Below are 25,416 nucleotides of genomic sequence, written 5' to 3' on the forward strand. Positions count from 1 at the left end.
GCTTGATGCCGCGCTGCAGCGCCTGCGCTGGCCTCTGGGCTTGACGCGGGCTGGGATGGTGGCCGAGCGGGCGTTGCGCGCCTTCTGGCCCGGCTTCACGGCGCTGGGCCTGTTGGTTGCGGCGCTCGGCTTTGGCGCGCTGGATCTGGCGCCTGCGGCGGGGCGGTTGTGGCTGGTGCTGGCCGCCGGGCTGATTGTTCTGGGCCTGCTGGCGCGTGGGGCGCTGCGGTTTCGCTGGCCCGACCGCGCCGAGGCTGTGGCGCGGCTGGATGCGACGCTGCCGGGCCGCCCGCTGACCGCGCTGGGTGACGGGATTGCGCTTGGTGGCAACGATGCCGCCGCGCGCGGGCTGTGGCAGGCGCATCTGGTGCGGATGGCGGCGCGGCTGGCAGGCGTGCGCCCGGTGCCCCCCGATCCGCAGCTTGCCGCGCGCGACCCGTTTGCCCTGCGGCTGGTGGCGTTGACAGCGCTGACGATGGCGCTGCTGTTCGGGGCACCGACCCGTGTGGTCGAGGCGCTGCGCACCGGCACCGGCCCCGCCGCCGCTGCCGCCGCTGGCCCGACATGGGAGGGCTGGGCCGAACCCCCGCGCTACACCGGGCGGCCTGGGCTCTACCTCAACACGCTGGGCAGCGATGCGCTGACGTTGCCCGCGGGCACCCGGCTTTCGTTTCGCCTGTATGGTGCGCCGGGAGTTCTGGACGTTCAGGAAAGCGTTTCGGCAGGTGCGGCCCCGCTGCCCGCGCCACCGCCCGAGGGCGAGGTGCAAAGCCTTGATCTGGAGGCGGTGCGGTCGGGCACTGTGGCAATCACCGGCCCCGGCGGGCGCAGCTTTGAGCTGACGATCCTGCCGGACGCCACCCCTGCGGTCGAGGTTCTGGGCAGCGCCGAACGGCGCGCCGATGGCCGCCTGTCACAGCCCTTTCGCGCGCGCGATGATTACGCGGTGACCGCGGGCCGTGCCACGATCACACTCGATCTGGGGGCGGTTGACCGGCGCTTTGGCCTTGGCCCGCCGCCCGAAGCGCGCGAGGCGCTGGTGTTCGACCTGCCCTTGCCGATCACTGGCAGTCGCGCCGATTTTACCGAGGTGCTGGCCGAGGATGCTGCGCGCCACCCCTGGGCCAACCTGCCGGTGCGACTGAACCTGAGCGTCGAAGATGGCCGTGGCCAGATCGGGGTCAGCGCGCCTGTGACGATGGAGTTGCCGGGGCGGCGGTTTTTTGACCCGCTCGCTGCCGCGCTGATCGAGATGCGGCGCGATCTGCTGTGGTCGCGCGAAAATGCGCCGCGCGTGGCCGAACTGTTGAAAGCTGTCAGCCACCGCCCCGAGGGCTTTGTGCGGGCCGAGCGCGTCTATCTGATGTTGCGCGTGGCGATCCGGCGGTTGGATGCGGCGCTGGCCACCGGGCCGCTGGACCCTGCGCTGCGCGACGAACTGGCCGAGGCGCTGTGGGAAATGGCCGAACTGCTGGAAGATGGCGGGCTGTCGGATGCGCTGGCAGCAATGCGGCAGGCGCAAGAACGCCTGTCCGAGGCCATCCGCAACGGCGCCTCGCCCGATGAGATCGCCAAGCTGATGGAGGATTTGAAGGCTGCGACCGACAACTACATCCGCCAGTTGGCCGAACGCGGCGAACAGGCCGACCCCGCCGAGCGGTTCATCGAAAACCAGCAGGGCCAGCAGATTACCGGCGACCAGATCCAGCAGATGATGGATGAGATCGAGCGGCTTATGCAGGAAGGCCGGATGGCCGAGGCGCAGGAGCTGCTCGATCAATTGGCGCGAATGATGGAAAACCTGCGGGTCACGCAGGGGCAGGATGGCGAGGGGATGCAGGGCCCCGGCGGTCAGGCCATGCGCGATCTGGCCGACACGCTGCGGCGTCAACAGGGCCTGTCAGACGAGGCGTTCCGACAGTTGCAGGAGGGGACGGGTCAGGGGCAGGGTCAGCCCGGCGAACCCGCGCCGGGACAGGGACAGAACGGGCAGGGCCCGTCTGGCCAAGGTCAATCGGGCCAAGGTCAATCGGGCCAGGGGCAGGGAGACCAAGGCAATCTGGCGCAGCGCCAGCGTGACCTGCGCGAAGACCTGGGGCGCCAACAGGGCCTGATGCCCGGCACCGGCAGCGAGGCGGGTGATCAGGCCCGTCAGCGGCTGGACGAGGCAGGGCGGGCGATGGAGCGGGCCGAGGAGGCGCTGCGCCAAGGCGACAACGGCACTGCGCTGGACCAGCAGGCCGATGCAATCGAGGCCCTGCGCGAGGGGATGCGGTCTCTGGGCGAGGCGCTGGCCGAACAGCAGGGCGGTGCCGCCGGGCAGGGTGCGGCTCGTCCGGGGCAGGGCGAGGGGCAGGCCGGGCGTGAAATGCCGCGCGACCCCTTGGGCCGCACCGCGGGCGAGGGCGGCCGGATCGGTACCGATGAGACCCTTTTGCAGGGCGAAGATGTCTATCGCCGCGCGCGCGATCTGCTGGACGAGATCCGCCGTCGTTCGGGCGAGCGGTTGCGCCCCGAGGATGAACTGGACTATCTGCGCCGCCTGCTGGAGCGGTTCTGACGGTGCGGCGTGGGGCGTGTGGGGCGCACCGCCCTGCCAAGTGTCAGTCCTGGGTTTTCGCCTCGATCAGGGCGGTCAGCCCGCGTAACTGGTCATCCAGCCAGCCGCGGCCCTGATCCACCGCGCCGACATAGGCCGCAAGCGCGGGGGCTGCGGTGGGCACGGCGGTGCCGATCTGTTGGGCCGAGATGTAGAGCCACATCGCCGCCGCAGCCAGCAATAGCGTGATCCCAAAGCCCAGCCGGAACCCGGCGCGCCGTCGGGCCAGGGCTTCGGGCGCATCGCGCGCTGCCGGTTCATCCGACCGTTCGGAACTGGCCCGCAGGGTCGAATTGATCTGCTCCACATCAGGCAGAAGACCGCGGCGCCCTGTTGCGGCTTCCGGCTCCGGTTCCGGGGCAGACAGGTCGGCCCAGCCGCTTTGCGCGGGTGTCGGTTGCGACGGCGGCTCTGGCGCCGCTGCTTCGGTTTGTGCTGCAACGGGTTGATGGGGCGGGGTGGCCACAGGCTGCGCAGCGGCCAGCCCCAGGTCGGTTTGGGTTTCCAAAACCGCCGCCTCGGCGCGTCGGGCGCTGGCCTCGCGCTCGGCCTCTTCGCGCAGCACTGCCATCACGTTTTCATCAAGGTTTCGGCGCACCCGCTCCGGCGCGGGGGGCGGCGGGGTGACGGGTTCGTCCTCTGCCGCGGTTGGCAAAGGCGCTTCAGGGGCCAGATCACGCTGGGCGGGTTGGTCGAGTGTGGGGGCATCTGCCCGGTCTTGCAGCCCTATCGCCTTATCCAAGACCGCTGCCTCGGGGGATGCATCGAGGGTCCTGCGCGCCGTATCCGCGGCCTCTGGCGGTGTGTCGGCGGCCGGTGCTGCGGCATGGGCGGCCAAGGCCGCCGCACCGGGCTGGAACCACGAATGGCCGCAGCCGGAACATTGAACGTCGCGACCGTTTTCGGGGATGACGCTGTCATCCACTTCGTATTGCGCAGCGCAATTCGGGCAAATCAGACGCATCCCACCTCACACTTGCCATGCCGTCATGCCGATCTGGCATTTGCTCTGCGCATGTTGTAGCAAGCGCGCGACCATTGTCCAAGCCTTTGCAGGCATTGGCATGCCATGCGGCGGAACGCGGATCGCAGAGGGAGGCGCGCGGTGATCGAGCTGAGATCGGTGGCCATGAGCTATGGCGGAACCGAACTTCTGTCGGACATGACGCTAAAGCTGATGGCGGGGTCGTTTCATTTCCTGACCGGCCCGTCGGGTGCGGGCAAGACGACGTTTCTGAAACTGTGCTACGCCGAACTGATGCCCTCGGGCGGGCAGTTGAACCTGTTCGGGCAGGATGTGCGCGATCTGGGCCGCGACGATATCGCGATGCTGCGCCGAAGGGTCGGCGTGGTGCATCAGGATTGTCAGTTTCTGGACCATCTGCCGCTGCTGGAAAACGTGGCGTTGCCGCTTTCTGTGGCCGGCCGGGCGGTTGACCCGCAGGAATTGAAGGATTTGCTGGGCTGGGTCGGGTTGGCGGGGCAGGCCCGTGCCTTGCCGCCGCAACTGTCGGGCGGCGAACGGCAGCGCGCCGCGCTGGCGCGTGCCGTGATCCTGTCGCCGGATATTCTTTTGGCCGACGAGCCGACCGGCAACCTCGATTGGGAGATGTCGTTGCGCCTTCTGACGCTGCTGGTGGAGTTGAACCGGATGGGCAAGACGGTGGTGATTGCAACGCATGACCTGAACCTGATCCGCGCCGCCAAGGCGCAGGTGCCCGCCCGTGTGCTGCGCATCCAGAACCGGCGGCTGCATCTTGCGGGGGCCGACCTGTGAGGCGCTTGCTGGGCCTTTTGCCGCAGGCAGAGCCGCGCGGCGCCGACCGGGTTGTGCCGCCCACCGGCTTTACCGCGCGGCTGACGCTGCTGACGGCGGCGGCGATGGCGTTTCTGGCGGTGTTCGCGCTGGCGCTGTCGCTGGCGTCGGGGCGGCTGGCCGACCGTTGGGCCGAGGCGCTGGCGCGCTCGGCCACGATCCGCATTTCTGCCCCGGCGGAACAGATGGCTGCGCAGACCCGCGCGGTGCTGGATATTCTGGCCGTCACCCCCGGTGTTGCCAGCGCGCGGGCGCTGGACGAGGCCGAGATGCGCAACCTGCTGTCGCCGTGGTTCGGCCCCGATCTGCCGGTCGATACGCTGCCTTTGCCGCAACTGGTCGAGGTCGTGGAAACCGCCGGGGGACTGGATGCAGAGGGTCTGCGCCTTCGGCTGGCAGCCGAGGCGCCGGGTGCGCTGTTTGACGACCATACCCGCTGGCGCCGCCCGCTGGTGGCCGCGGCGGAACGGCTGCGGCTGTTGGGCATCTTGTCGCTGGTGCTGATCGGGGGCGCCACGGCGGCCATGATCACGCTGGCCGCGCAGGCGGCGCTGGCGGCGAATGGGCAGGTGATCCGTGTGCTGCGACTGGTGGGTGCGCGCGACGTGTTCATCGCGCGGGCCTTTGTGCGCCGCTTTACGCTGCGCGGTTTTTCCGGGGCGGTTCTGGGCACTGTTCTGGGTGTGGCGGCGGTGGCGGCCCTGCCCGATACCGATGCGGCGGGCGGGTTTCTGACCGGGCTCGGCTTTCAGGGCTGGGGCTGGCTGTGGCCGCTGGCGATCCCGCCGCTGGCGGCGGGGGTGGCGTTCGGGGCGACGCGGGCGGCTGCGTTGCGCATGTTGAAAGGGATCAGATGAAACTCGCGCTGCAATATGCCCGGTCGGTGGTGTTCATCGGGCAGATGTATCTGGCGCTGGCGCTGTTTGCCACGCTGGGGCTGCCGATTGCACTGCTGGGCGGGCGCCGGGGCACGCTGGCGGTGATGCACGGCTATTGCCGCTGGGTGATGTGGACGGCGGGCTGGATGGTCGGCCTGCGCTGCGAGACACGCGGCACCCCGCCCACCGGCGACGTGCTGGTGGCTGCCAAGCATCAGTCTTTCCTTGATATTCTGATGATCTTTGCCGCCGTGCCACGCGGTCGCTACATCATGAAGAAAGAGTTGAAATACACACCATTCATCGGCTGGTATGCCTACCTCTCGGGCTGCATTCCGGTGGACCGCGGCAAGAAAGGTGCCGCGATTCGCGCGATGTTGCAGGCGGTTATGGCCGACAAGGCCGGCGGGCAACTGATCATCTTTGCGCAAGGCACGCGCGTGGCGCCAGGGGTTCACGCGCCCTACAAGGTCGGTGCCGGCGTCCTTTATAACGAGATGCAGGTGGATTGCGTTCCTGTGGCGGTGAATGTCGGCGTGTTCTGGCCTCGCCGCGGAATGTTGCGCAAACCGGGGGTGGCGGTGGTGGAATTCCTGCCCACCATCCCGGCCGGGATCGACACACGCAGCTTCATGGAGCGGCTGGAAGAGGATATCGAGGTCGCCTCGGACCGGCTGATGATCGACGCGGGCTTTGACGTGCGAAACCCGCGTCTGCCCAAGGGCAATGCCTAAGCGGCCAGCCCCTTCGCGCCCATTTTCAAATACTTCTGCCGCCGGTCGCGGATCAGGTCGGCGGGCTGTTTGCCAGACAGTTGTTTCAACAGCGTGGCGATTTCGGCACCCACGGCCGCGATCGCCGTATCGGCGCCCCTCTGCGCGCCGCCCGTCGGCTCGGGGATGATGCGGTCGATCACGCCCAGTTTCAGCAGGTCTTGCGCGGTCAGGCGCAACGCCTCGGCGGCCTCGCGCATCTTTTCGGCATCCTTCCACAGGATCGAGGCGCAGCCCTCGGGCGAGATCACCGAATAGACCGAATGTTCCAGCATCGCCACGCGGTTGGCCGTGGCAAAGGCCACCGCTCCGCCCGATCCGCCCTCGCCGATGATCACCGAAATCAGCGGCACGCCGATTTCAAGGCATTTCTGGGTGCTGCGCGCGATCGCCTCGGCCTGCCCGCGTTCTTCGGCGCCCTTGCCGGGGTAGGCGCCGGGTGTGTCCACAAGGGTGATCACCGGCAGGCCAAAACGGTCGGCCATGTCCATCAGGCGGATCGCCTTGCGATAGCCCTCGGGGCGGGCCATGCCAAAGTTGCGCTCGATCCGGGTTTTGGTGTCGTTGCCCTTTTCATGGCCGATCACCACCACGGGGGCGTCGTTCAGCCGCGCCAGACCGCCCATGATCGCGTGGTCATCGGCAAAGTTCCGGTCCCCCGCCAAGGGGGTATAGTCGGTGAACAGCGCCTCGATGTAATCCTTGCAGTGCGGCCGGTCGGGGTGGCGTGCGACCTGGCATTTGCGCCAGGGTGACAGATCCTTGTAAAGATCGCGCAGCAGGTCGGCTGCCTTCTTGTCCAGCGCGGCGGCCTCTTTTTCCACATCCATACCGGCGTTCTTGCGGGCAAGGGCGCGCAGCTCCTCGGCCTTGCCTTCGATTTCGGCCAGCGGCTTTTCGAATTCGAGATAGGTCATCACTGCACCCCGGTTGCGGAACCCCGACTATATGCCGGGGCGCCGCGCCAATTGCAACCGAGCGTATGCCCCGCAACGGGTTGCGCGATGCCGCAACTGGCGCGCGCCTGGCGTCAGTTCACATCCGCAAGCTGCAACAGCTTTGCAAATTGCTCTGGCGACAGGATCGCGCGCCAGTGATCGACGCAATCCGAGCGCATCATGATCAGCGCGGTTTCATTCGCCCCGATCTTGTCTGCCAGTTCCTGACGCTCGGCGACCGGCGAGCCAGTCGCGATCGCCGCCTGCATGTCCGCGCGCAAGGCCACGGTTTCGGCCTCCAGTGCCTCGCGCCGCGCGGGCATCGTGCCGACCCAGTCCTTGAGGGCGGCGCGCTGGCTGTCGGTCAACCCCAGCGCGTCAGCGTTCTTCGCCAAGACGCCGGTCAGGGCAATCACCGGGGTCGAAAGGCCGGTGGGAACCGGGGCTGCCTGCTGCGCCAGCGCGGCAAAGGGAAGAAAAGCGGCAAGAATGCCGGAGAGGAGGTATCGTTTCATCGCAAGCCTTTACACAAACATGGGGTAAAAATAACATCGCCTGCCCGGATCGGCAACACAGACAAAAGCACAGCGCCCCGAAGGGGCCTTCGGGGCGCTGTCATGTCCCGCGGCGGCGTCACCTCCTCGTGTCGCTGCGCCACGGGTCGCGGACCTCGGCCCGCGGGTGTTTGCCGGGCCTCAGCCCGCGATCATCTCGGATTGCCGCACGATCACCTCGGCCTGCTTGATCGAGGCGATATCGACCAGCCGGCCCTTGTAGACGGTGGCGCCTTCGCCGCGGGCCTTGGCGGCCTCCATCGCGGCCAGGATTTCGCGCGCCTCGGCCACCGCGGCCTCGGACGGGGTAAAGACCTCGTTGGCCAGCGTCACCTGCTTGGGGTGGATCGCCCATTTGCCGACCATGCCCAGCGTGGCCGAGCGCAGCGCCTGCGCGCGGAAGCCCTCGTCATCGGAAAAGTCGCCAAACGGGCCATCGACCGGCAGCAGGCCATGGGTGCGGCAGGCCGCGACGATGGCGGCTTGCGCCCAGTGCCACGGGTCCGACCAGTACTTGGCGCCCTCGCGCAGCATGTAATAATTTTCCTGCGTGCCGCCGATGCCGGTGGTGGCCATGCCCATGCTGGCGGCAAAGTCGGCGGCACCAAGGCTCATGGCTTGCAGGCGGGGGCTGGCGGCGGCGATTTCCTCGACATGGGCGATGCCTGCGGCGGATTCGATGATCACCTCAAGGCTGATGCGCTTTTTGCGGCCCTTTGCGGCCTCGATCGCCGTCACCAGCGCATCGACCGCGTAAACGTCGGCGGCGCAGCCCACCTTGGGGATCATGATCTGGTCGATACGCTCGCTGCCCTGTTCCAGCAGGTCCACGACATCGCGATACCACCACGGCGTGTCCAGCCCGTTGATCCGCACCGACAGGTATTTGCTGTTCCAGTCCACCTCGTGGCTGGCAGCGATGATATTGGCGCGGGCCTGCGCCTTGTCGTCGGGGGCGACCGAATCCTCCAGATCGAGATTGATCACATCGGCGGCGGAACTGGCCATCTTTTCAAAGATCGCCGGGCGCGAGCCGGGGCCGAACAACTGGCAGCGGTTCGGGCGGGCAGGGCTGGGCGGCTGGGTGCGGAAGCTCATGGCGGGGCCTTTCGCAAGGATGTTTCGTGATGTGTTGCGCGGGGGATATATTGTTGCGCATGCGTTTTCAAGCGGGCTTTTGCAGGTGCAGAAACCACATGTGGGGCAACCTTTGCGCCGTCGCGGCGGGCGGCGCGCCTAATTCTTGTTCGAAGTAACGATTTTGTCACGGAATCTTCGATAAATCGAAGCGATGCACGCCATATTCCCCATGAAATTCCTCTGCGGCGCGATATCCTGATCGCGAATGAAGGAGTTTGCCCATGGCCCTGATCGAAACCCCCTATCTTCTGTTTCTGGGCGATGCGCCCGACCAATTGGCTGCAAAGGTGGCGCAGGGCATCAAGGACTGGCGCCCCGACTATGCCGTTGCCCAATTCCGGATGGAGGGCTGCAAGGCCGACATGGGCCTGCCCGACATGACGCTGGCCGAGGCGAAGGCGGCGGGTTGCAAGACCATGGTCGTGGGCGTGGCGAACCGCGGCGGGGTGATCTCGCCTGCATGGAAGAAGGTGCTGGTCGCGGCTTTGGAGGAGGGCTTTGATCTGGCCTCGGGGCTGCACAATCTCTTGCGCGACGAAGAAGACCTTGCCGCCGTGGCCCGCGCTACGGGCCGCGCGCTGCATGACGTGCGGGTGCCCGAGGTGGATTATCCCATCGCAAATGGCCGCAAGCGCCAGGGCAGGCGGATGCTGGCGGTGGGCACCGATTGTTCGGTGGGCAAGATGTATACCGCGCTGTGCATGGAGCGCGAGATGCGCGCCCGCGGCATGAATGCCAGTTTCCGCGCCACCGGCCAGACCGGCATTCTGATCACCGGCGACGGGGTTCCGCTGGATGCCGTGGTGGCCGATTTCATGTCCGGCGCGGTGGAATATCTGACGCCCGACAACGACCCCGACCACTGGGATCTGATCGAGGGGCAGGGCAGCCTGTTCCACATTTCCTATTCCGGGGTCACGCTGGCGCTGATTCATGGCGGCCAGCCTGACGCGCTGGTCGTCTGCCACGAACCGATGCGGGCCCACATGCGCGGGCTGCCCGAGTATGCCCTGCCGAGCCTTGAACAGGTGCGCGACGCGGCGCTGGCGATGGCGCGGGTGGCCAACCCCGGCTGCGTCGTGGTGGGCTATGCGATCAACACTCAGGCTCTGCCCGAGGCCGAGGCCCGCGCCTATGTGGCCGAGGTCGAGGCGCGGCTTGGCCTGCCCGCTACAGACCCGTTCCGCTTTGGCGCGGCCAAGCTGGTCGATGCGTTGGCGGCGCTGTAAACCGGGCCGCGGCGTCGCAACGGAGGAAGCCTCATGATCACCGTCACCCCCGATACTTTCCGCCTTGCGCAGGTGTTCACCATCTCGCGCGGTTCGCGCACCGAGGCGCGGGTGCTGACCGTGCGTGTTACCCGCGGCGGTCTGACCGGCTGGGGCGAATGTGTGCCCTATGCCCGCTACGGCGAAAGCCTGGACAGCGTGACGGCCCAGATCGAAAGCCTGCCCGCCGGCATCAGCCGGACCGAGTTGCAGCAGGCGCTGCCCGCCGGTGCCGCCCGCAACGCGGTCGATTGCGCGCTGTGGGATCTGGAGGCGAAGGCTGCGGGCTGTCGGGTCTGGGAACTGGCGGGCCTGCCTGCGCCGGGGCCGCAGATCACCGCCTACACGCTGTCGCTTGATACGCCCGAGGCGATGCGGGCGGCGGCGACGCAAAACGCGCACCGGCCCATTCTCAAGATCAAGCTGGGCACCCCCGACGACATGCCGCGGCTGGAGGCGGTGCGGGCGGGGGCGCCGAATCCAGGGATCATCGTCGATGCCAACGAAGGCTGGACCGCCGAGGTCTATGCCGATCTGGCCCCGCATCTGGTGCGGCTGGGGGTTGCGCTGGTGGAACAGCCGCTACCCGCCGCCGCCGATGAGGCGCTGGCCGACATTGCCCGCCCGCTGCCCGTCTGCGCCGACGAAAGCTGCCACGACCGCGCCAGCCTGCCGCATCTTGCGGGCAAGTATGACATGGTGAATATCAAGCTGGACAAGACCGGCGGCCTGACCGAGGCGCTGGCGCTGCGCGATCTGGCCCGCGCCGAGGGCTATGGCGTCATGGTCGGCTGCATGGTCGGATCAAGCCTTGCGATGGCGCCCGCGGTTCTGGTGGCCCAGGGCGCGGCCTACACGGACCTTGACGGGCCGCTTCTGTTGGCAGAAGACCGCGAAAACCCGCTGCGCTATGAGGGCGGGCAGGTTTTCCCGCCCGACCGGGCGCTTTGGGGGTAAGGATCGCATGAGCCGGATTGTCTATGTGAATGGCGCCTATGTGCCCGAGGAAGAGGCGAAGGTTTCGGTCTTTGACCGCGGCTTTCTGATGGCCGATGGCGTTTACGAGGTAACAAGTGTTCTGGGCGGCAAGTTGCTCGACTTCGCCGGTCATGCCCGGCGGCTTGACCGGTCGCTGCGCGAGTTGGGCATGGAAATGCCGATGAGCGAGGCCGACTTGCTGGCGATCCACCGTGAGCTGGTGGCGCGCAACGATGTTGTCGATGGCATGGTTTACCTGCAGATCACCCGCGGCAACCCCGGCGACCGCGACTTTGCCTTTCCGCCTGCCGGCACGCCGCTGACGGTGGTGCTGTTCACCCAGTCCAAGCCCGGCCTTGCGGACAACCCGCAGGCGAAAACCGGCCTGCGCGTGATCTCGATCGAGGATATCCGTTGGGGGCGGCGCGACATCAAGACGGTGCAACTGCTGTATCCGTCGATGGGCAAGATGATGGCCAAGAAGGCCGGCGTTGATGATGCCTGGTTTGTCGAGGACGGGTTCGTGACCGAGGGCACCTCGAACAACGCCTATATCGTTTCGGGCGGCAAGATCATCACCCGCAATCTGGGCAGCGACATCCTGCACGGCATCACCCGCGCAGCGGTGCTGCGTTTTGCCGCAGAGGCGCAGATGGAGGTTGAGGAGCGCCCCTTCACCCTGGCCGAGGCCCATGCGGCCGACGAAGCCTTCATCACCTCGGCCTCGGCCTTTGTGATGCCGGTGGTCGAACTGGACGGGCAAAAGATCGGCGCGGGCGCGCCCGGCCCGGTGGCCAAGCGGCTGCGCGAGATCTATCTGGACGAAAGCCGCAAGACCGCGGTCTGAGGCGCCAATCATGGCATCGGGGGCGGCCAGCAGGCCGCCCTTTTGCATTCAAAGGCCGCTGTCGGCCAGAACCCGGCCCAGCACCGGCGCCAGCCGCGCGGCCCAGTCGGCCTGCGCGGCTGGGGTGGCGATCAGATCGTTTCGGACCTCGATCAGCACATTGGGCCGCCCCGGTGCCAGCGCGTGCCGGTCGATTGCGTCGCCCTCCAGATGGCCGGCGTAGGGTTCATTGTCGCCCACGCACAGCCCTTGGTCAGCCAGCGCCGCAATCAGCGGCAGTGCAAGGCGTTCGTCACGGTGGGAATAGAGAATGCCAACCTGCCAAGGCCGTGGCGGGCGGCCCTTGAGTTGCGGCGTGAACGAATGGACCGCGCAAATGACCGTGTCGGGGCGCCGCGCGGCGAGCCGCGCATAAGCGTCGTGATAGGGGCGATACAGCCGACCCAGCCGCTGTGCGATATCGGCGGCCGTCACATGGCGGTTGGCGGGGATGATCGTGCCATCATAAAGTTTCATCACCAGTGTCGGGTCGTCTTCGCCGCGGTTGGGGTCGATCACAAGGCGCGAGAAATCCGACAGGATCGCAGGGGCATCCAACTGCTCGGCCAGCGCACGGGTCAGCCCGGCGGCGCCCACATCATAGGCGATGTGGCGCCCCATGTCGGCGGCCGCAATGCCAAGGCTGCCGCCCGCCACCCAGCCCGGCACCCGGTTGGTGGCATGGTCGCAGGTGACCAGCCAGCGCGCGGGGCGCGGCTCGCCGATGATCTGGAACGGGGTTTCGGGGTCGGAAGTCATCATTCTTTCGTGCATTTCCCGCAGAACGGTTTACGACAGCCCGCGCCCAAGCGCCAGTTGCCCTGCGGTTGAAATTCCGCCATAGAGGGCACCGGCCCCAGCACGATGAACCATGAACCGGAGAACCGAGGCAGGATGAGACGCCTTCGCAACGTGAAGATCGTGGCCACGCTGGGCCCCGCATCAAGTGATTATGACACCATCCGCGCCCTGTTCGAGGCTGGCGCCGACGTGTTCCGCCTGAACATGAGCCACGGCAGCCATGCCGACCACCGCGAACGGTTGGATATCATCCGCCGGATTGAGGCCGATACCGGCCGCCCGATTGCCGTGCTGGCCGACCTTCAGGGGCCGAAGCTGCGCGTGGGCACCTTTGCCGTCGGCGCTGCCGAACTGGAAGAAGGCGCGCCGTTCCGCTTTGATCTGGACCGGGCCGAGGGCGATGGCCACCGCGTCTGCCTGCCCCACCCCGAAATTTTCGCCGCGCTGGAGCCGGGCACCACGCTGTTGGTGAACGATGGCAAGATCCGCCTGAAGGTGAATGAATGCGGCCCCGATTTTGCCAATTGCACCGTGACCACGGGGGGCACGATCTCGAACCGCAAGGGCGTGAACGTGCCTGATGTGGTGCTGCCGGTGGCGGCGCTGTCGGACAAGGACCGCGCCGATCTGGAATTTGCCTGTTCGGCGGGTGTGGACTGGCTGGCGCTGTCGTTCGTGCAGCGCCCCGAGGATGTGATCGAGGCGCGCGATCTGGCCCGCGGCCGCGCCGCCGTGCTGTCAAAGATCGAGAAGCCAGCAGCGGTCAAGGCTTATGCCGAGATTTTGGCGGTGTCGGATGGCATCATGGTGGCCCGTGGCGATCTGGGGGTGGAATTGCCGGTGCATTCGGTGCCACCGATTCAAAAGCGCCTTGTGCGCGGCGCCCGCGCTGCCGCCAAGCCGGTGATCGTGGCCACCCAGATGCTGGAAAGCATGATCGAAAGCCCGATGCCCACCCGTGCCGAGGTGTCGGATGTGGCGACCGCGATCTATGAGGGCGCCGATGCGGTGATGCTGTCTGCCGAAAGCGCCGCGGGGCGCTATCCGGTCGAGGCGGTGGCGACGATGAACGCGGTGGCAGAATCTGTTGAAAGCGATCCTACCTACCGCGAGGTGATCGAGGCCAGCCGCAGCGCCAAACGCCAGACCATCGCCGATGCGATCGTGTCGGCCGCGCGCGAGATTGCCGAGACGACCGATATTTCCGCGATCTGCTGCTATACCCAGACCGGCACCACCGTGGCGCTTGCTGCGCGCGAACGCCCGCGGGTGCCGATCATCGCGCTGTCGCCCGTGACCGCCACGCTGCGGCGCCTGTGCCTGCGCTGGGGGGTGCATACCGTGCGCTGCGAAGAGGTGGAGCGGTTCAAGATGGCCGTGGTCAACGCCGCCCGCGCCGCGCGCGATTTCGGCTTTGCCGACGAGACGAACCAGATCGTGGTGATGGCGGGGGTGCCTTTCAACGTGCAGGGCACGACCAATATCCTGCGGGTGGCGCCGTGTGATGAGCGCCTGATTTTCCGCACCGATCCGGAATGACCCTTTTGGCTTGCCAATTCGGGGCGTGCCGCCTATACGGCGCGCTCTGACACCCGCGCGTCCGGCCAAAGTGGCATGCCGAGTCGTGCGTTCACCACTCGAAAGAGGAGATGGAAATGCCCAAGATGAAGACCAAATCCGCTGCGAAAAAGCGGTTTTCCTTCACCGCCAGCGGGAAGGTCAAATCCGGCCCCGCCGGCAAGCGCCATGGTATGATCAAGCGCACCACCAAGTTCATCCGCGACAGCGCGGGCACGATGATCCTGGCCGATTGCGACGCCAAGATCGTCAAGAAATACATGCCCTACGATCGCTGAGGAGGATGAACCATGTCTCGCGTTAAATCTGGCAAAGTCACCCACGCGCGCCACCGCAAGGTCATCAAGAAGGCCTCGGGCTATTACAGCGCGCGTTCGCGTAACTTCCGCACGGCGACCCAGGCGGTTGACAAGGCGATGCAATACGCCACCCGCGACCGGAAGGCGCGCAAGCGCAACTTCCGCGCGTTGTGGATTCAGCGGATCAACGCCGCCGTGCGCGCCTTCGACGCCGAAATGACCTATTCGCGCTTCATCAACGCGCTGGCAGTGGCCGGTATCGAGGTGGACCGCAAGGTGCTGGCCGATCTGGCGGTGCACGAGCCCGAAGCCTTTGGTGCGATCGTCGAAAAGGCCAAGGCCGCGCTGGCTGCCTGATCTCGATCAAGCGATCATGAAACCCCGCGCTGGCCCCGGCCCGCGCGGGGTTTTCTTTTGTGCCTGCGGCTTGCAATCGCGCCCCCCAATGGCTAGCACGGAGACGATTTCAGGAGGGAACCATGGCCGATCTGGACGCGCTGCGCGGCAAATACATCTACGCCATCCAATCCGCGACCGACGAGGCCGGGCTGGAGGAGATCCGCCTTGCCGCGCTGGGCAAGAAGGGCGAGATCAGCCTGAAGATGCGCGAACTGGGCCAGATGGAACCGGCGGCGCGGCAGGCGGCGGGCGCCCGGCTGAACGTGCTGAAGGATGAAATCGACGCCGCCCTGCGCGCGCGCAAGGCCGCCCTGGCCGATGCGGCGCTGGAGGCGCGGCTGGCCGCCGAATGGCTGGATGTGACGCTGCCCGCCCGCCCGCGCCGCGTGGGCACCATCCACCCCGTCAGCCAGGTGATGGAGGAAGTCTCGGCGATCTTTGCCGACATGGGTTTTGCCGTGGCCGAGGGGCCGCAGGTCGAATCCGACTGGTTCAACTTTGATGCGCTGAACATCCCGCCCGAACACCCCGCACGGCAGGAACATGACACCTTCTTCATGGCCCGCGCCGAGGGCGACGCCCGCCCGCCGCATGTGCTGCGCACCCATACCAGCCCGGTGCAAATTCGCGCCATGGCCGATCTGGGCGCGCCGATCCGGGTGATCGCGCCGGGCCGGGTTTACCGCATGGACATGGACCAGACCCACACCCCCATGTTCCACCAGGTCGAGGGGCTGGCGATTGGCCGCGACATTTCGATGGCCAACCTGAAGTGGGTGCTGGAGGAGTTTTGCCGCACCTTTTTCGAGGTGACCGACGTGGAACTGCGCTTTCGCGCCAGCCATTTCCCCTTTACCGAGCCGTCGGCCGAGGTCGATATCCGCTGCTCGTGGGATGGCGGGCAGTTGAAGATCGGGCAGGGCGACAGTTGGATGGAAATTCTGGGCAGCGGCATGGTCCACCCCAAGGTGCTGGCCGCGGCGGGGGTGGACCCGGCCGAATGGCAGGGCTTTGCCTTTGGCATGGGCATCGACCGGCTGGCGATGCTGAAATACGGCATCCCCGATTTGCGCGCGTTCTTTGAGAGCGACCTGCGCTGGCTGCGCCACTACGGCTTTGCCAGCCTCGACATGCCGACGGTGCATGGGGGGTTGAGCAGGTGAGTGATGCGCCAGTGGCCATGATAGACTGGCTGGAATGGGCCATGGTGGGCAAGATCGCCCACCCTACGAACCCCGAGGACACCAAATGAAATTCACCCTCTCCTGGCTGAAAGACCATCTCGATACCGAGGCCAGCCTCGACGAGATCGCCGAGGCGCTGACCGATCTGGGCCTTGAGGTCGAAGAGGTCGTAAACCCCGCGGCCAAGCTGGCGCCCTTTACCATCGCCAAGGTGCTGCATGCCGAACAGCACCCCGACGCCGACAAGCTGCGCGTGTGCCGCGTGCAGACCGACGAGGGCGAAAAGCAGATCGTTTGCGGCGCGCCCAATGCGCGGGCGGGCATCACGGTCGTGCTGTGCAAGCCGGGCGATTATGTGCCGGGCATCGACGTGACGCTGGGCGTTGGCAAGATCCGCGGCGTGGAAAGCCACGGCATGATGGCCTCGGAACGCGAGCTGGAACTGTCGGACGAACACAACGGCATCATCGAGCTGCCCTCGGGCGAGGTGGGGCAGTTGTTTGTCGATTGGCTGGCCGAAAACCGCCCCGATGCGGTGGACCCGATGATCTACATCAAGATCACCCCCAACCGCCCCGATGCGCTGGGCGTGCGCGGCGTGGCGCGCGATCTGGCCGCGCGCGGCCTTGGCCGACTGAAACCGCTGGCGGTGGAGCCGGTGCCCGGCGGCTTCCCCTGCCCGGTGTCGGTGACGATTGATCCGGCGCTGAAGGACAAGGGCTGCCCGCTGTTCGCGGGCCGGCTGATCCGCGGCGTGGTGAACGGCCCCAGCCCCGACTGGCTGCAACAGCGGCTGACGACGATCGGGCTGCGGCCGATTTCGGCGCTGGTCGATATCACCAACTTCTTCACCTTCGACCTGAACCGCCCGCTGCATGTGTTTGACGCCGCCAAGGTCAAGGGTAGCCTGACCATTCGCCCCGCGTGCGACGGCGAAAGCCTGCTGGCGCTGGACGGCAAGACCTATTCCCTGCGCGCGGGCCAGATGGTGATTGCCGACGACACCGGCCCTGAAAGCCTGGCGGGCATCATGGGCGGCGAGGCGTCGGGTTGTTCCGCGGCCACGGTGGATGTGTTCCTGGAAAGCGCCTATTGGGACCCGATCACGATTGCCGCCACGGGCCGCGCGCTCAAGATCAACTCGGACGCGCGCTATCGGTTTGAGCGCGGGGTGGACCCGGCGTTTACGCTGGACGGGCTGGAACTGGCCACGCAGATGGTGCTGGACATGTGCGGCGGCGAGGCGTCGGATGTGGTGATCGACGGCGCCGTGCCCGACACCACCCGTGCCTACCGGCTGGACCCGGCCCGCGTGATCAGTCTGGTGGGGATGGATATCCCCGAGGCCACCCAGCGCGCGACGCTGGAGGCGCTGGGCTTTGCGCTGGCGGGCGACATGGCGACCCCGCCAAGCTGGCGCCCCGATGTGCTGGGCGAGGCTGATCTGGTCGAAGAGGTGGCGCGGATCGCGTCGCTGACGCAGCTCAAGGGCAAGCCGCTGGCGCGTGAGACGATGGGCGTGCCCGGCCCGATCCTGACTCCGATGCAGATGCGCGAGAAGGCCGCGCGCCGCACGCTGGCGGCCCTGGGCTACAACGAATGCGTGACCTACAGCTTTATCGACGCGGCCAACGCGGCGATGTTCGGCGGCGGGGCCGAGGTTACGCGGATCGACAACCCGATTTCGTCGGAAATGACCCATCTGCGCCCCGATCTGCTGCCGGGCCTGTTGCAGGCCGCGGCGCGCAATCAGGCGCGGGGCCATGCCGATCTGGCGCTGTTCGAGGTCGGCCCCGCCTTCCACGGCGGGGAGCCGGGCGAGCAGCACCTTCAGGCCGCGGGCTTGCTGGTCGGGGCGACCGCGCCGCGCGACCCCTACGCCAGCCGCCGCCCGGTGGACATCTACGACGCCAAGGCCGATGCCGAGGCGGTGCTGTCGGCCATCGGCGCGCCGGCCAAGGTGCAAATCAGCCGCAAGGTTGCGGGCTGGTGGCATCCGGGCCGGTCGGGCGTGATGGCGCTGGGGCCCAAGGCGCTGTGCGTGTTCGGCGAGGTGCACCCCAGGGTGCTGCGCGAGATGGGCGTGAAGGGGCCGGCGGTCGCCTTTACGATCTGGCCCGAAAACGTGCCCTTCCCCAAGACGAAGGTTCCCACGCGCCCCGCGTTGCACCTGTCGGACCTGCAGGCGGTGGACCGCGACTTTGCCTTTGTGGTCGATGCGGGGGTTGAGGCGCTGGTGGCGGTCAATGCCGCGGCAGGCGCCGACAAGGCGCTGATTGAAAGCGTGCGCGTGTTCGACCAGTTCACCGGCGACAAGGCCGAGGTCCAGATGGGGCCTGGCAAGAAGTCGATCGCGCTGACGGTGCGGCTGCAACCGCGCGAACGCACCCTGACCGAACCCGAGATCGAGGCGGTTTGCGCCAAGATCATCGACAAGGTGACAAAAGCCACCGGCGGCGCGCTGCGCGGTTGACGGCGGGCGGGCGCAGGCCCGCCCCCCCCCTTTCGGCCTCAGTCGGGCAAGTTCAGGTTGTCGCGCAGCGCCTCGATCGCCAACACATAGCCGTAGGCGCCAAAGCCGCAGATCATGCCCACTGCCACCTTCGAGATGTAGGAGTGGTGGCGGAACGGCTCGCGTCGGTGGATGTTCGACAGATGCACCTCGGCCACCGGCACCTCGACGCTGGACAGCGCGTCCATCAGCGCGACCGAGGTGTGGGTATAGGCGCCCGCATTCAGCACGATGCCCGAATGGCGGCCACGGGCGGCGTGGACCCAGTCGATCAACTGGCCTTCGTGGTTCGACTGGTGAAAGTCGATCCCGATGCCCAGATCGGCGCCGCGTGCGCGGCACATCGCCTCGATATCGGCCAGCGTGGTGGCGCCGTAAACCTCGGGCTGGCGGGTGCCCAGCAGGTTCAGGTTCGGGCCGTTCAGGATCAGAAACGACGGCATGGCGGCTCCTTGCATTGTTTGGGCTGACTAGACACCGGCGCGGGGGGCTTTGTCCACGGCCCGCTCGGCGGGCAGGGGGGGCGTCGCGGCCAGCAGGCTGCGGGTGTAGGGGTGGGCCGGGGCGGTGAAGATCTGTTCGGTTGGCGCCAGTTCGACGATCTGGCCCGCCCGCATCACCGCCACCCGGTCCACCAGCCCGCGGATCACGCCCAGATCGTGGCTGATGAACAGATATGCCAGCCGGTGGCTGTTGCGCAGCCGGGCTAGCAGATCAAGCACCTGCGCCCGCACCCGCAGATCCAGCGCCGAAACCGCCTCGTCCAGCACGATCAGCCGGGGGCGGATGATCAGGGCGCGGGCGATGGCCAGCCGCTGCCGCTGGCCGCCGGAAAATTCGTGGATATGGCGCGTGGCGTCGTCGGGGCTAAGGCCCACCTCGCGCAGTGCCTCCGCCACGCGGTCGCGCCAGTCGGCGGGGCGCCCGGTCAGGTGGAACGGCTCGGCCAGCAGCCGGGCCACTCGGTGGCGGGGGTTGAAACTGCCGTAGGGGTCCTGGAACACCGCCTGGATCTGCGCGCGCAGGGTGGCGGGCACGGCGCCCGCCTGCACCTGTGCCCCGGCCAGCCGGATGGTGCCGGTCTGCACCCGCTCCAGCCCCAGAATGGCCCGCGCCAGCGTGGATTTGCCGCAGCCCGATTCCCCCACAAGGCCCAGGCTTTCGCCCTCGTGCAGGGTCAGGCTGACGGCGTTCAGTGCCTGCACTGCCGGCTGCGGGCCAAACAGCGCGGACCGCGGCAGCAGGTAGCGGCGCGAGACGCCCGCGACCTGCAACAGGGGCGGGCCGGGGCGCTGTGCTGCAGGGCTGGGCCGGTGGCGGGCGGCGGCCATCAGTGCGGCGGTATAGGGATGCGCGGGCTGACCAAAGACCGCCGAGGGCGGCCCGTCTTCGACGATGCGCCCGGCCTGCATCACCGCCACCCGCTGCGCCATGCCCGCGACCACCGCCAGATCATGGCTGATCAGCAGCAGGCCCATGCCCTCGTCGCGGACCAGATCGCGCAACAGGGTCAGGATCTGTGCCTGCGTGGTCACGTCCAGTGCGGTGGTGGGCTCATCGGCGATCAGCAGCGCGGGCCGGGCGGCGATGGCCATGGCAATGGCCACCCGCTGACGCTGGCCACCCGACAACTCATGCGAGTATAACCCCAGCGCGAAACGGGGGCTGGGCAGGCCGACCCGGTCCAGCCTGTCGCGCGCGGCGGTCTGCGCGGCACGGCGGCCAAGGCCGCGGTGCAGGCGCAGCGTCTCGGCCACCTGATCGCCGATGGTCATCAGCGGGTTCAGCGCAGTCATCGGTTCCTGAAAGATCATCCCGACCCGATTGCCGCGCTGCGCGCAAAGCGCCGCTTCGGGCAGCCCCAGCAGGTCGGTGCCCGCCAGCATCACCCGGCCCGTTGCGTTGGTGCCCTCGGGCAGCAGCCCCAGCACCGCCAGCGCCGTCATCGACTTGCCCGAGCCGCTTTCACCCACCAGCCCGAATACCTCACCCCGGCCCAGATGCAGGCTGACCCCATCCAGCAGCACCCGCCCCCCCAGCCGGACCGACAGGTTCTCGACGGCAAGCAGGCTCATGCGTCCGGGCTCCGGCGCGGGTCCAGCGCATCGCGCAGGCCGTCGCCCAGCAGGTTCAGCCCCAGCACCGTGGCCACGATCGCCAGCCCCGGCATCAGCGCGACATGCGGCGCCAGCGCCACCATCGTCTGCGCCTCGGCGAGCATCCGGCCCCAACTGGGCGTGGGCGGCTGCGCGCCAAGCCCCACATAACTCAGCCCCGCCTCGGCCAGAATGCCAAGGCTGAACTGGATCGTGCCTTGCACGACCAAAAGCCCCGCCAGATTGGGCAGGATATGTTCGACCGAAATACGCGCCCGACCCTTGCCCGCCAGTTCCGCCGTGCGGACATAATCCAGTGTCCACAGCGCCAGCGCGGCGCCGCGGGTCAGCCGGGCAAAGACGGGGATGTTGAAGATGCCGATGGCAAGGATCGCATTCAGTGCCGACGGGCCGAAAACCGCAGTGATCAGGATCGCGATGACCAGCGCGGGAAAGGCAAAGATCAGATCGTTGCCGCGCATGATGACCTCATCCAGCCAGCCGCCGCGCGCGGCGGCCGCCAACCCCATCGGCACGCCCGCGCTCATGCCGATGCCCACCGCCACCAGCGCCACGGCAAGCGAGGTCTGCGCCCCGGTCATCAGCATCGCGGCAATGTCACGACCGAAATGGTCGGTGCCGAGCCAATGCGCAGCCGAAGGCCCCTGCAGCCGGTCGGCAATGGCCATGCGCGTTACATCATGCGGCACCCAGACCAGCGAGACCAGCGCCGCGGTCAGTGCCACGCCGGTAAGTGCCGCGCCAAGGGCCAGTGCGGCCCTCATCCGCGGCGCCTGAGCCGGGGGTCGGCGGTGGCATAGGCCAGATCGGTCAGAAAGGTGACGAGGATCACCGCACAGACAAGGATCATCACCACCGATTCCACCACGATCAGGTCGCGCTGGGTGATAGCCTGAAAGATCAGCCGACCAAGGCCGGGCAGGGAAAACACGTTTTCAATGATGATCGTGCCCGCCAGCAGAAAGGAAAACTGCATCCCCAGAATGGTCAGCACCGGGATCAGCGCGTTGCGCAGCCCGTGCCGGGTCAGCGCCTGCGTGTGGCTCAGGCCCTTGGCGCGGGCGGTGCGAATGTAATCTTGCGCCATCGTCTCGATCAGAGCGGTCCTCAGCACGCGGGCCAGAATGGCCGCCTGCGGCAGGGCCAGCGCCACCGCAGGCAGGATCAGCGCGCGCAAGCCCGCGACCGGGTCGGCCCAACCGGGAAAACCGCCTGCGGGAAACAGCCGCCAGTGCAGCGCAAAGGCCGATACCAGCAGCATGGCGAACCAGAAATTCGGCACCGCGATGCCCAGTTGTGTGGCCGCCATGATGGCCCCGTCCGTTGCCCGGCCCCGCCGCGCCGCTGCGATCAGCCCCACCGGCAACGCAATCGCGGTGGACAGCGCCAGCGCCAGCCCAGCCAGCGGCAGCGATACCGTCAGCCGGTCGGCCACCAGATCGGACACCGGCACCTTATAGGTCCAGCTGTCGCCGAAATCGCCCGTGGCCATGCCGCCGACCCAGCCCAGATAACGCAGCGGCAGCGGCTGGTTCAGCCCCATGCTGTCGCGCAGCGCCGCCAGCGTGTCGGGTGCCGCGTTCAGCCCCAGCATATAGGCCGCCGGATCGCCTGGGATCACCTCGATCACCGCAAAGACCACAAGGCTTGCAGCCCCAAGGCTTGCGACAAGCGCGACAAGACGGCGGGTCAGGTATCGGATCATCGGGCCTCCGCGCGCAGGCTAGTCGGGCGGGGGGCGCAGGTCCAGAGGGCGGCGACCTGTGCCCTTGGGGATATTTTGCTCGTAAAAACAGGGCGACCGCATTGTGGGGCTTGACGCCTGCGGTTGCGCTGGCGCTGATAGGGGGTGGCGTCGGCTGTTGCGGGGCGCAGATGACATACCTATTAGCCGGGGCTTTTACGCCGTGAATTTGTCCAGCCTTCGCGCCCTGCGCGCGCCCGTTCTTCTGACGCTTGGCCTGGTTCTGGCGGCCTGTTCCGGTACGCCGGGAACAGTCAGCCGCACTGTGCCGCCCGAATACGCCGCCCGCGCCGATGGCGAGCGTATGATACCTGCGGTCAATCCGAAATATCTGAATGAACGCAACCGGCGCCGCTGGGTCGATTATGCCGGCCCCGAGGCGCCGGGCACGATCGTCGTCGATCCTTATGCGCGGCTGCTGTATCATGTGCAGGAGGGCGGGCGCGCGATGCGCTTTGGCATCGCGGTGGGCCGCGAGGGGCGCGGGTTTCACGGCTCGGCCACGGTACGGCGCAAGGAGCAGTATCCCTACTGGGCGCCGACGAAAAACATGATCCGCCAGGACCCCGAGGTTTATGCCGCGCTCGCCGGGGGCCTGCCCGGCGGACTGGACAACCCGCTGGGCGCGCGCGCGCTGTATCTGTATCGCGGCGGTCGCGATACGATGTATCGCATCCACGGCACGATGGACCCGGCCTCGATCGGCAAGGCGACCTCGGCGGGGTGTATCCGGCTGTTCAACCAGGACATCATCGACATGTTCGACGAGGCCGAACTGGGCACCCCTGTGCGGGTCCGCACCCGCGCTGAAAGCCTTGCACTTGAGGGGGCGATGGTCGAACTGACATCGGGCTATCTGGTGCCCGCAACCGCGACCGATCTGATCGAGGCCGACCGCACCGCCAACGAGGCGGCAAAAGCCGCGGCAGAGGCGGCTTCGGCTTCGGCTTCGGCGCGCGCGCAGCGCGAGGCCGAACTGACAGGGCAGGCCGGTTAAGCGCAGGCCGGTTCAGCCAAGACCGGGTGCCGCCACGCGGCCCGCGGCCTGGCTGAGCACGATCACATAATCCTTGCGGGTCGTTTCCAGAACTTGCCATGTGCCGCGAAAACCGGGACGCAGCACAAAGCTGTCGCCGGGGCCAACCTCAAGCCGCGATCCATCCTCGCCCGCAATCACCGAGCGGCCCGAAAGGATGCGGCAATATTCCCATTCGTCATAGCTGATACGCCATGTGCCGGGCGTGCTTTGCCATATGCCGCACCACAGCCCGTCGCGTTCTTCCACGTTCCATGTGGTAAAGACCGGATCGCCCTCCAGCACCTTTTCGGGTGCGGGGCGGTCGGTTTCGGGTGCCGCAGCGGCGGGGGTAAGGGGCAGGATCAGTCGGTCCATCGCACCGCCGTCAGGTCATTGGCCGGGGTGGGGGCATTTTCCCACAGCCCTTGCAGGCGCGCGTCGGCAACCCCGGTCTTGGCCAGTTGAAACAGGAAGCCGTTGACGTGATCGCGCGCGATCATCTCTTGCGCCTGATGCAGGATCGCGCGGCGCGCGGCGGGGTCTACGGTGGCCTCAAGCTGCGCGATCAGGGCCACAAATTCGGGCCGGGCATATTGAAAGTAATAGTCGGGCCGGGCGTAGATGTTGAGGTCGGCGGGTTCGGTATGGCTGACAATGGTCAGGTCGAAATCGCGCCCCTTGAAGACGGTTTCCAACCATTGCGCCCATTCCAGATTGGTGATCTGCGTCTCGATCCCCACGGCGCGCAACTGCGCCGCCACGATCTCGCCGCCGCGGCGGGCATAAGTGGGCGGCGGCAGCGCGAGGCGCAGTTTCAGCCCGCTGACCCCGGCCTCGGCCAGCAGCGCCCTTGCCCGTTCGGGGTCGTGGGCCGAAAGGGCGGTCAGGTCGAGGTAATCGGGGTTGTGCGGCGGAAAATGGGTGCCGATCGGGGTACCATGGCCGAACATCGCCCCCTCGATGATCTCGGCGCGGTTCAGGGCATGGGCAATGGCGGCGCGGACGCGGATGTCATTCAGCGGTGGGCGGGCGTTGTTCAGGGCCAGAATCGTCTCGCCCTCGGTGGTGCCGACGATCACCCGAAACCGCGGGTCGGCGCCCAGAATCGCCAGTGTCTCCGGGGCGGGATAGTTCGGGAAGGCATCGACATCGCCCGCCATCATCGCGGCAAAGGCCGCCGTCGGGTCGGCGATGAAGCGGAAGGTGGCACGGGCCAGTTCAGGCTTTTCGCCCCAATAGCCGGGGAAGGCGGTCAGGCTGACATGATCGCCCTGCACCCATTGGGCAAAGGCGAAGGGGCCGGTGCCAATGGGGCGGGTGGCCAGTGTCGCGGCGCTTTCGGGGGCCACGATCACCGCATCGCCCCAGGCCATCTTTTCGGCAAAGGCGCCGTCGGGCGCCGTCAGCGTGACACGCAGCGTTGCGGGGTCTGGCGCCTCGACTGTCTCGATCCCGGCGAAAAGCGCCTTTTGCGCATTGCCGCTGGTGTCGGCGCGGGCACGCTCAAGCGTGAATTTGGCGTCTTCCGCGTCAAAGGCGGTTCCATCGTGGAACTGCACGCCCTGGCGCAACGCGAATGTGTAGACGCGGCCATCGGGTGACACGGCCCAGCTTGCCGCCAGCGCTGGGCGGATGCTGCCGTCGGGGGCAAAGCGGGTGAGGCCCTCGAACACATTGGCATAGACCACCTCGTCGATGGCGGCCGCGGCGCCTGCGGTCGGGTCAAGGTTTGGCGGTTCCAGCACCATGCCCAGGGTGATCGTGTCGGGGGCGGCGGTCGCCATTCCCGCAGCCAGCGCCAGTGCGGTGGCCGAAACTGTCATCTGCCTGAACATCTGCCATCCTTTCCGATTGCCCCGGCATGATCGCCCCGTTGCCCAAGCCAATCAAGCCACCGGCATTGCTGCGCTGCGGCATGAGATGGCTTCCCTCAA

At 67.4% G+C, this 25,416-nt stretch carries 24 protein-coding genes; 13 read left to right on the plus strand and 11 right to left on the minus strand.

Translation table 11 applies throughout. The annotated features are described in order from the left end of the window. Positions 1-13 precede the first annotated feature (13 nt). Complete coding sequence (locus tag C5F46_RS00920; protein WP_107323614.1) at positions 14-2,560, plus strand: TIGR02302 family protein; 2,547 nt, start codon at positions 14-16, stop codon at positions 2,558-2,560. A gap of 43 nt (positions 2,561-2,603) precedes the next feature. Here the strand turns inward: C5F46_RS00920 and C5F46_RS00925 are convergent, their stop codons facing one another. Beyond that, positions 2,604-3,563, minus strand: coding sequence for a zinc-ribbon domain-containing protein (locus C5F46_RS00925; RefSeq protein ID WP_107323495.1), 960 nt, complete (start codon positions 3,561-3,563; stop codon positions 2,604-2,606). A 141-nt stretch (positions 3,564-3,704) separates the two neighbouring features. Between C5F46_RS00925 and C5F46_RS00930 the strand changes: the two genes are divergently transcribed. The 3 genes from C5F46_RS00930 to C5F46_RS00940 are packed head-to-tail and all read left to right on the plus strand — an operon-like array spanning position 3,705 to position 6,027. Next, positions 3,705-4,376 (plus strand): cell division ATP-binding protein FtsE, encoded by a 672-nt coding sequence (locus C5F46_RS00930; protein ID WP_107323496.1) that lies wholly within the window; start codon positions 3,705-3,707, stop codon positions 4,374-4,376. Continuing rightward, positions 4,373-5,272, plus strand: a complete 900-nt coding sequence (locus C5F46_RS00935) for a cell division protein FtsX (RefSeq protein ID WP_107323497.1) — start codon at positions 4,373-4,375, stop codon at positions 5,270-5,272. The genes C5F46_RS00930 and C5F46_RS00935 overlap by 4 nt, the downstream gene beginning before the upstream one ends. Further along, a complete protein-coding gene (locus C5F46_RS00940) occupies positions 5,269-6,027 on the plus strand; it encodes a lysophospholipid acyltransferase family protein (RefSeq protein ID WP_107323498.1) in 759 nt (252 codons plus the stop codon). The genes C5F46_RS00935 and C5F46_RS00940 overlap by 4 nt, the downstream gene beginning before the upstream one ends. On the opposite strand, the gene C5F46_RS00945 is transcribed toward C5F46_RS00940, so the two are convergent. From C5F46_RS00945 to C5F46_RS00955, 3 genes are all read right to left on the minus strand, one after another. Further along, positions 6,024-6,983, minus strand: coding sequence for an acetyl-CoA carboxylase carboxyltransferase subunit alpha (locus C5F46_RS00945; RefSeq protein WP_107323499.1), 960 nt, complete (start codon positions 6,981-6,983; stop codon positions 6,024-6,026). The genes C5F46_RS00940 and C5F46_RS00945 overlap by 4 nt on opposite strands. 113 nt (positions 6,984-7,096) lie before the next feature. Continuing rightward, entirely contained in the window at positions 7,097-7,519 is a 423-nt protein-coding gene (locus C5F46_RS00950; protein ID WP_107323500.1) for a Spy/CpxP family protein refolding chaperone, read from the minus strand. A 180-nt stretch (positions 7,520-7,699) separates the two neighbouring features. Beyond that, entirely contained in the window at positions 7,700-8,656 is a 957-nt protein-coding gene (locus tag C5F46_RS00955) for an L-malyl-CoA/beta-methylmalyl-CoA lyase (protein ID WP_107323501.1), read from the minus strand. Positions 8,657-8,925: 269 nt separating this feature from the next. Here C5F46_RS00955 and dgcN point away from each other — a divergent pair, with 269 nt between their 5' ends. The 3 genes from dgcN to C5F46_RS00970 are packed head-to-tail and all read left to right on the plus strand — an operon-like array spanning position 8,926 to position 11,791. Next, positions 8,926-9,927 (plus strand): N-acetyltransferase DgcN, encoded by a 1,002-nt coding sequence (gene dgcN, locus C5F46_RS00960; RefSeq protein ID WP_107323615.1) that lies wholly within the window; start codon positions 8,926-8,928, stop codon positions 9,925-9,927. A 33-nt stretch (positions 9,928-9,960) separates the two neighbouring features. Then, positions 9,961-10,923, plus strand: a complete 963-nt coding sequence (dgcA, locus tag C5F46_RS00965) for an N-acetyl-D-Glu racemase DgcA (protein WP_107323502.1) — start codon at positions 9,961-9,963, stop codon at positions 10,921-10,923. Positions 10,924-10,930: 7 nt separating this feature from the next. After that, positions 10,931-11,791, plus strand: coding sequence for a D-amino-acid transaminase (locus C5F46_RS00970; protein WP_107323503.1), 861 nt, complete (start codon positions 10,931-10,933; stop codon positions 11,789-11,791). Between the two features lie 48 nt (positions 11,792-11,839). Here the strand turns inward: C5F46_RS00970 and C5F46_RS00975 are convergent, their stop codons facing one another. Next, positions 11,840-12,589 carry an N-formylglutamate amidohydrolase gene (locus tag C5F46_RS00975; protein WP_107323616.1) on the minus strand — a complete coding sequence of 250 codons (750 nt, stop codon included), beginning with the start codon at positions 12,587-12,589 and terminating at the stop codon, positions 11,840-11,842. Positions 12,590-12,724: 135 nt separating this feature from the next. Between C5F46_RS00975 and pyk the strand changes: the two genes are divergently transcribed. The 5 genes from pyk to pheT all read left to right on the plus strand — a co-directional run bounded on the left by pyk (position 12,725) and on the right by pheT (position 18,564). Continuing rightward, positions 12,725-14,170 (plus strand): pyruvate kinase, encoded by a 1,446-nt coding sequence (gene pyk / locus C5F46_RS00980; RefSeq protein WP_107323504.1) that lies wholly within the window; start codon positions 12,725-12,727, stop codon positions 14,168-14,170. A gap of 116 nt (positions 14,171-14,286) precedes the next feature. Then, the gene (gene rpmI / locus C5F46_RS00985) at positions 14,287-14,487 is read left to right on the plus strand and encodes a 50S ribosomal protein L35 (RefSeq protein WP_107323617.1); all 201 of its coding nucleotides are present in this window, start codon (positions 14,287-14,289) and stop codon (positions 14,485-14,487) included. Positions 14,488-14,499: 12 nt separating this feature from the next. Beyond that, positions 14,500-14,865, plus strand: coding sequence for a 50S ribosomal protein L20 (gene rplT / locus C5F46_RS00990; RefSeq protein ID WP_107323505.1), 366 nt, complete (start codon positions 14,500-14,502; stop codon positions 14,863-14,865). Positions 14,866-14,987: 122 nt separating this feature from the next. After that, positions 14,988-16,070, plus strand: a complete 1,083-nt coding sequence (gene pheS / locus C5F46_RS00995; protein ID WP_107323506.1) for a phenylalanine--tRNA ligase subunit alpha — start codon at positions 14,988-14,990, stop codon at positions 16,068-16,070. A gap of 85 nt (positions 16,071-16,155) precedes the next feature. Continuing rightward, entirely contained in the window at positions 16,156-18,564 is a 2,409-nt protein-coding gene (gene pheT, locus C5F46_RS01000) for a phenylalanine--tRNA ligase subunit beta (protein ID WP_107323507.1), read from the plus strand. Positions 18,565-18,602: 38 nt separating this feature from the next. On the opposite strand, the gene aroQ is transcribed toward pheT, so the two are convergent. Genes aroQ through C5F46_RS01020 form a run of 4 tightly spaced genes read right to left on the minus strand, consistent with a single transcriptional unit; the run spans position 18,603 to position 22,425 of the window. Next, positions 18,603-19,046 (minus strand): type II 3-dehydroquinate dehydratase, encoded by a 444-nt coding sequence (gene aroQ, locus C5F46_RS01005; RefSeq protein ID WP_107323508.1) that lies wholly within the window; start codon positions 19,044-19,046, stop codon positions 18,603-18,605. 27 nt (positions 19,047-19,073) lie between these two features. Then, on the minus strand, positions 19,074-20,678 hold the full coding sequence (locus C5F46_RS01010) for an ABC transporter ATP-binding protein (RefSeq protein ID WP_107323509.1): 1,605 nt from the start codon (positions 20,676-20,678) through the stop codon (positions 19,074-19,076). Next, entirely contained in the window at positions 20,675-21,484 is an 810-nt protein-coding gene (locus C5F46_RS01015) for an ABC transporter permease (protein ID WP_107323510.1), read from the minus strand. The genes C5F46_RS01010 and C5F46_RS01015 overlap by 4 nt, the downstream gene beginning before the upstream one ends. Continuing rightward, the gene (locus C5F46_RS01020) at positions 21,481-22,425 is read right to left on the minus strand and encodes an ABC transporter permease (protein ID WP_107323511.1); all 945 of its coding nucleotides are present in this window, start codon (positions 22,423-22,425) and stop codon (positions 21,481-21,483) included. Before C5F46_RS01020 ends, C5F46_RS01015 begins: the two co-directional genes overlap by 4 nt. Positions 22,426-22,627: 202 nt before the next feature. On the opposite strand from C5F46_RS01020, the gene C5F46_RS01025 reads away from it, so the two are divergent. Further along, a complete protein-coding gene (locus tag C5F46_RS01025) occupies positions 22,628-23,461 on the plus strand; it encodes a L,D-transpeptidase (protein WP_407947332.1) in 834 nt (277 codons plus the stop codon). A 12-nt stretch (positions 23,462-23,473) separates the two neighbouring features. Here C5F46_RS01025 and C5F46_RS01030 read toward each other — a convergent pair whose 3' ends face one another. Both C5F46_RS01030 and C5F46_RS01035 read right to left on the minus strand, forming a co-directional pair. Then, a complete protein-coding gene (locus tag C5F46_RS01030; RefSeq protein ID WP_107323512.1) occupies positions 23,474-23,857 on the minus strand; it encodes a cupin domain-containing protein in 384 nt (127 codons plus the stop codon). Continuing rightward, positions 23,845-25,317 (minus strand): ABC transporter substrate-binding protein, encoded by a 1,473-nt coding sequence (locus C5F46_RS01035; RefSeq protein WP_107323513.1) that lies wholly within the window; start codon positions 25,315-25,317, stop codon positions 23,845-23,847. The genes C5F46_RS01030 and C5F46_RS01035 overlap by 13 nt, the downstream gene beginning before the upstream one ends. Positions 25,318-25,416 lie beyond the last annotated feature (99 nt).

It is taken from the genome of Phaeovulum veldkampii DSM 11550 (assembly GCF_003034995.1).
In the GTDB taxonomy this organism is placed as follows: domain Bacteria; phylum Pseudomonadota; class Alphaproteobacteria; order Rhodobacterales; family Rhodobacteraceae; genus Phaeovulum; species Phaeovulum veldkampii.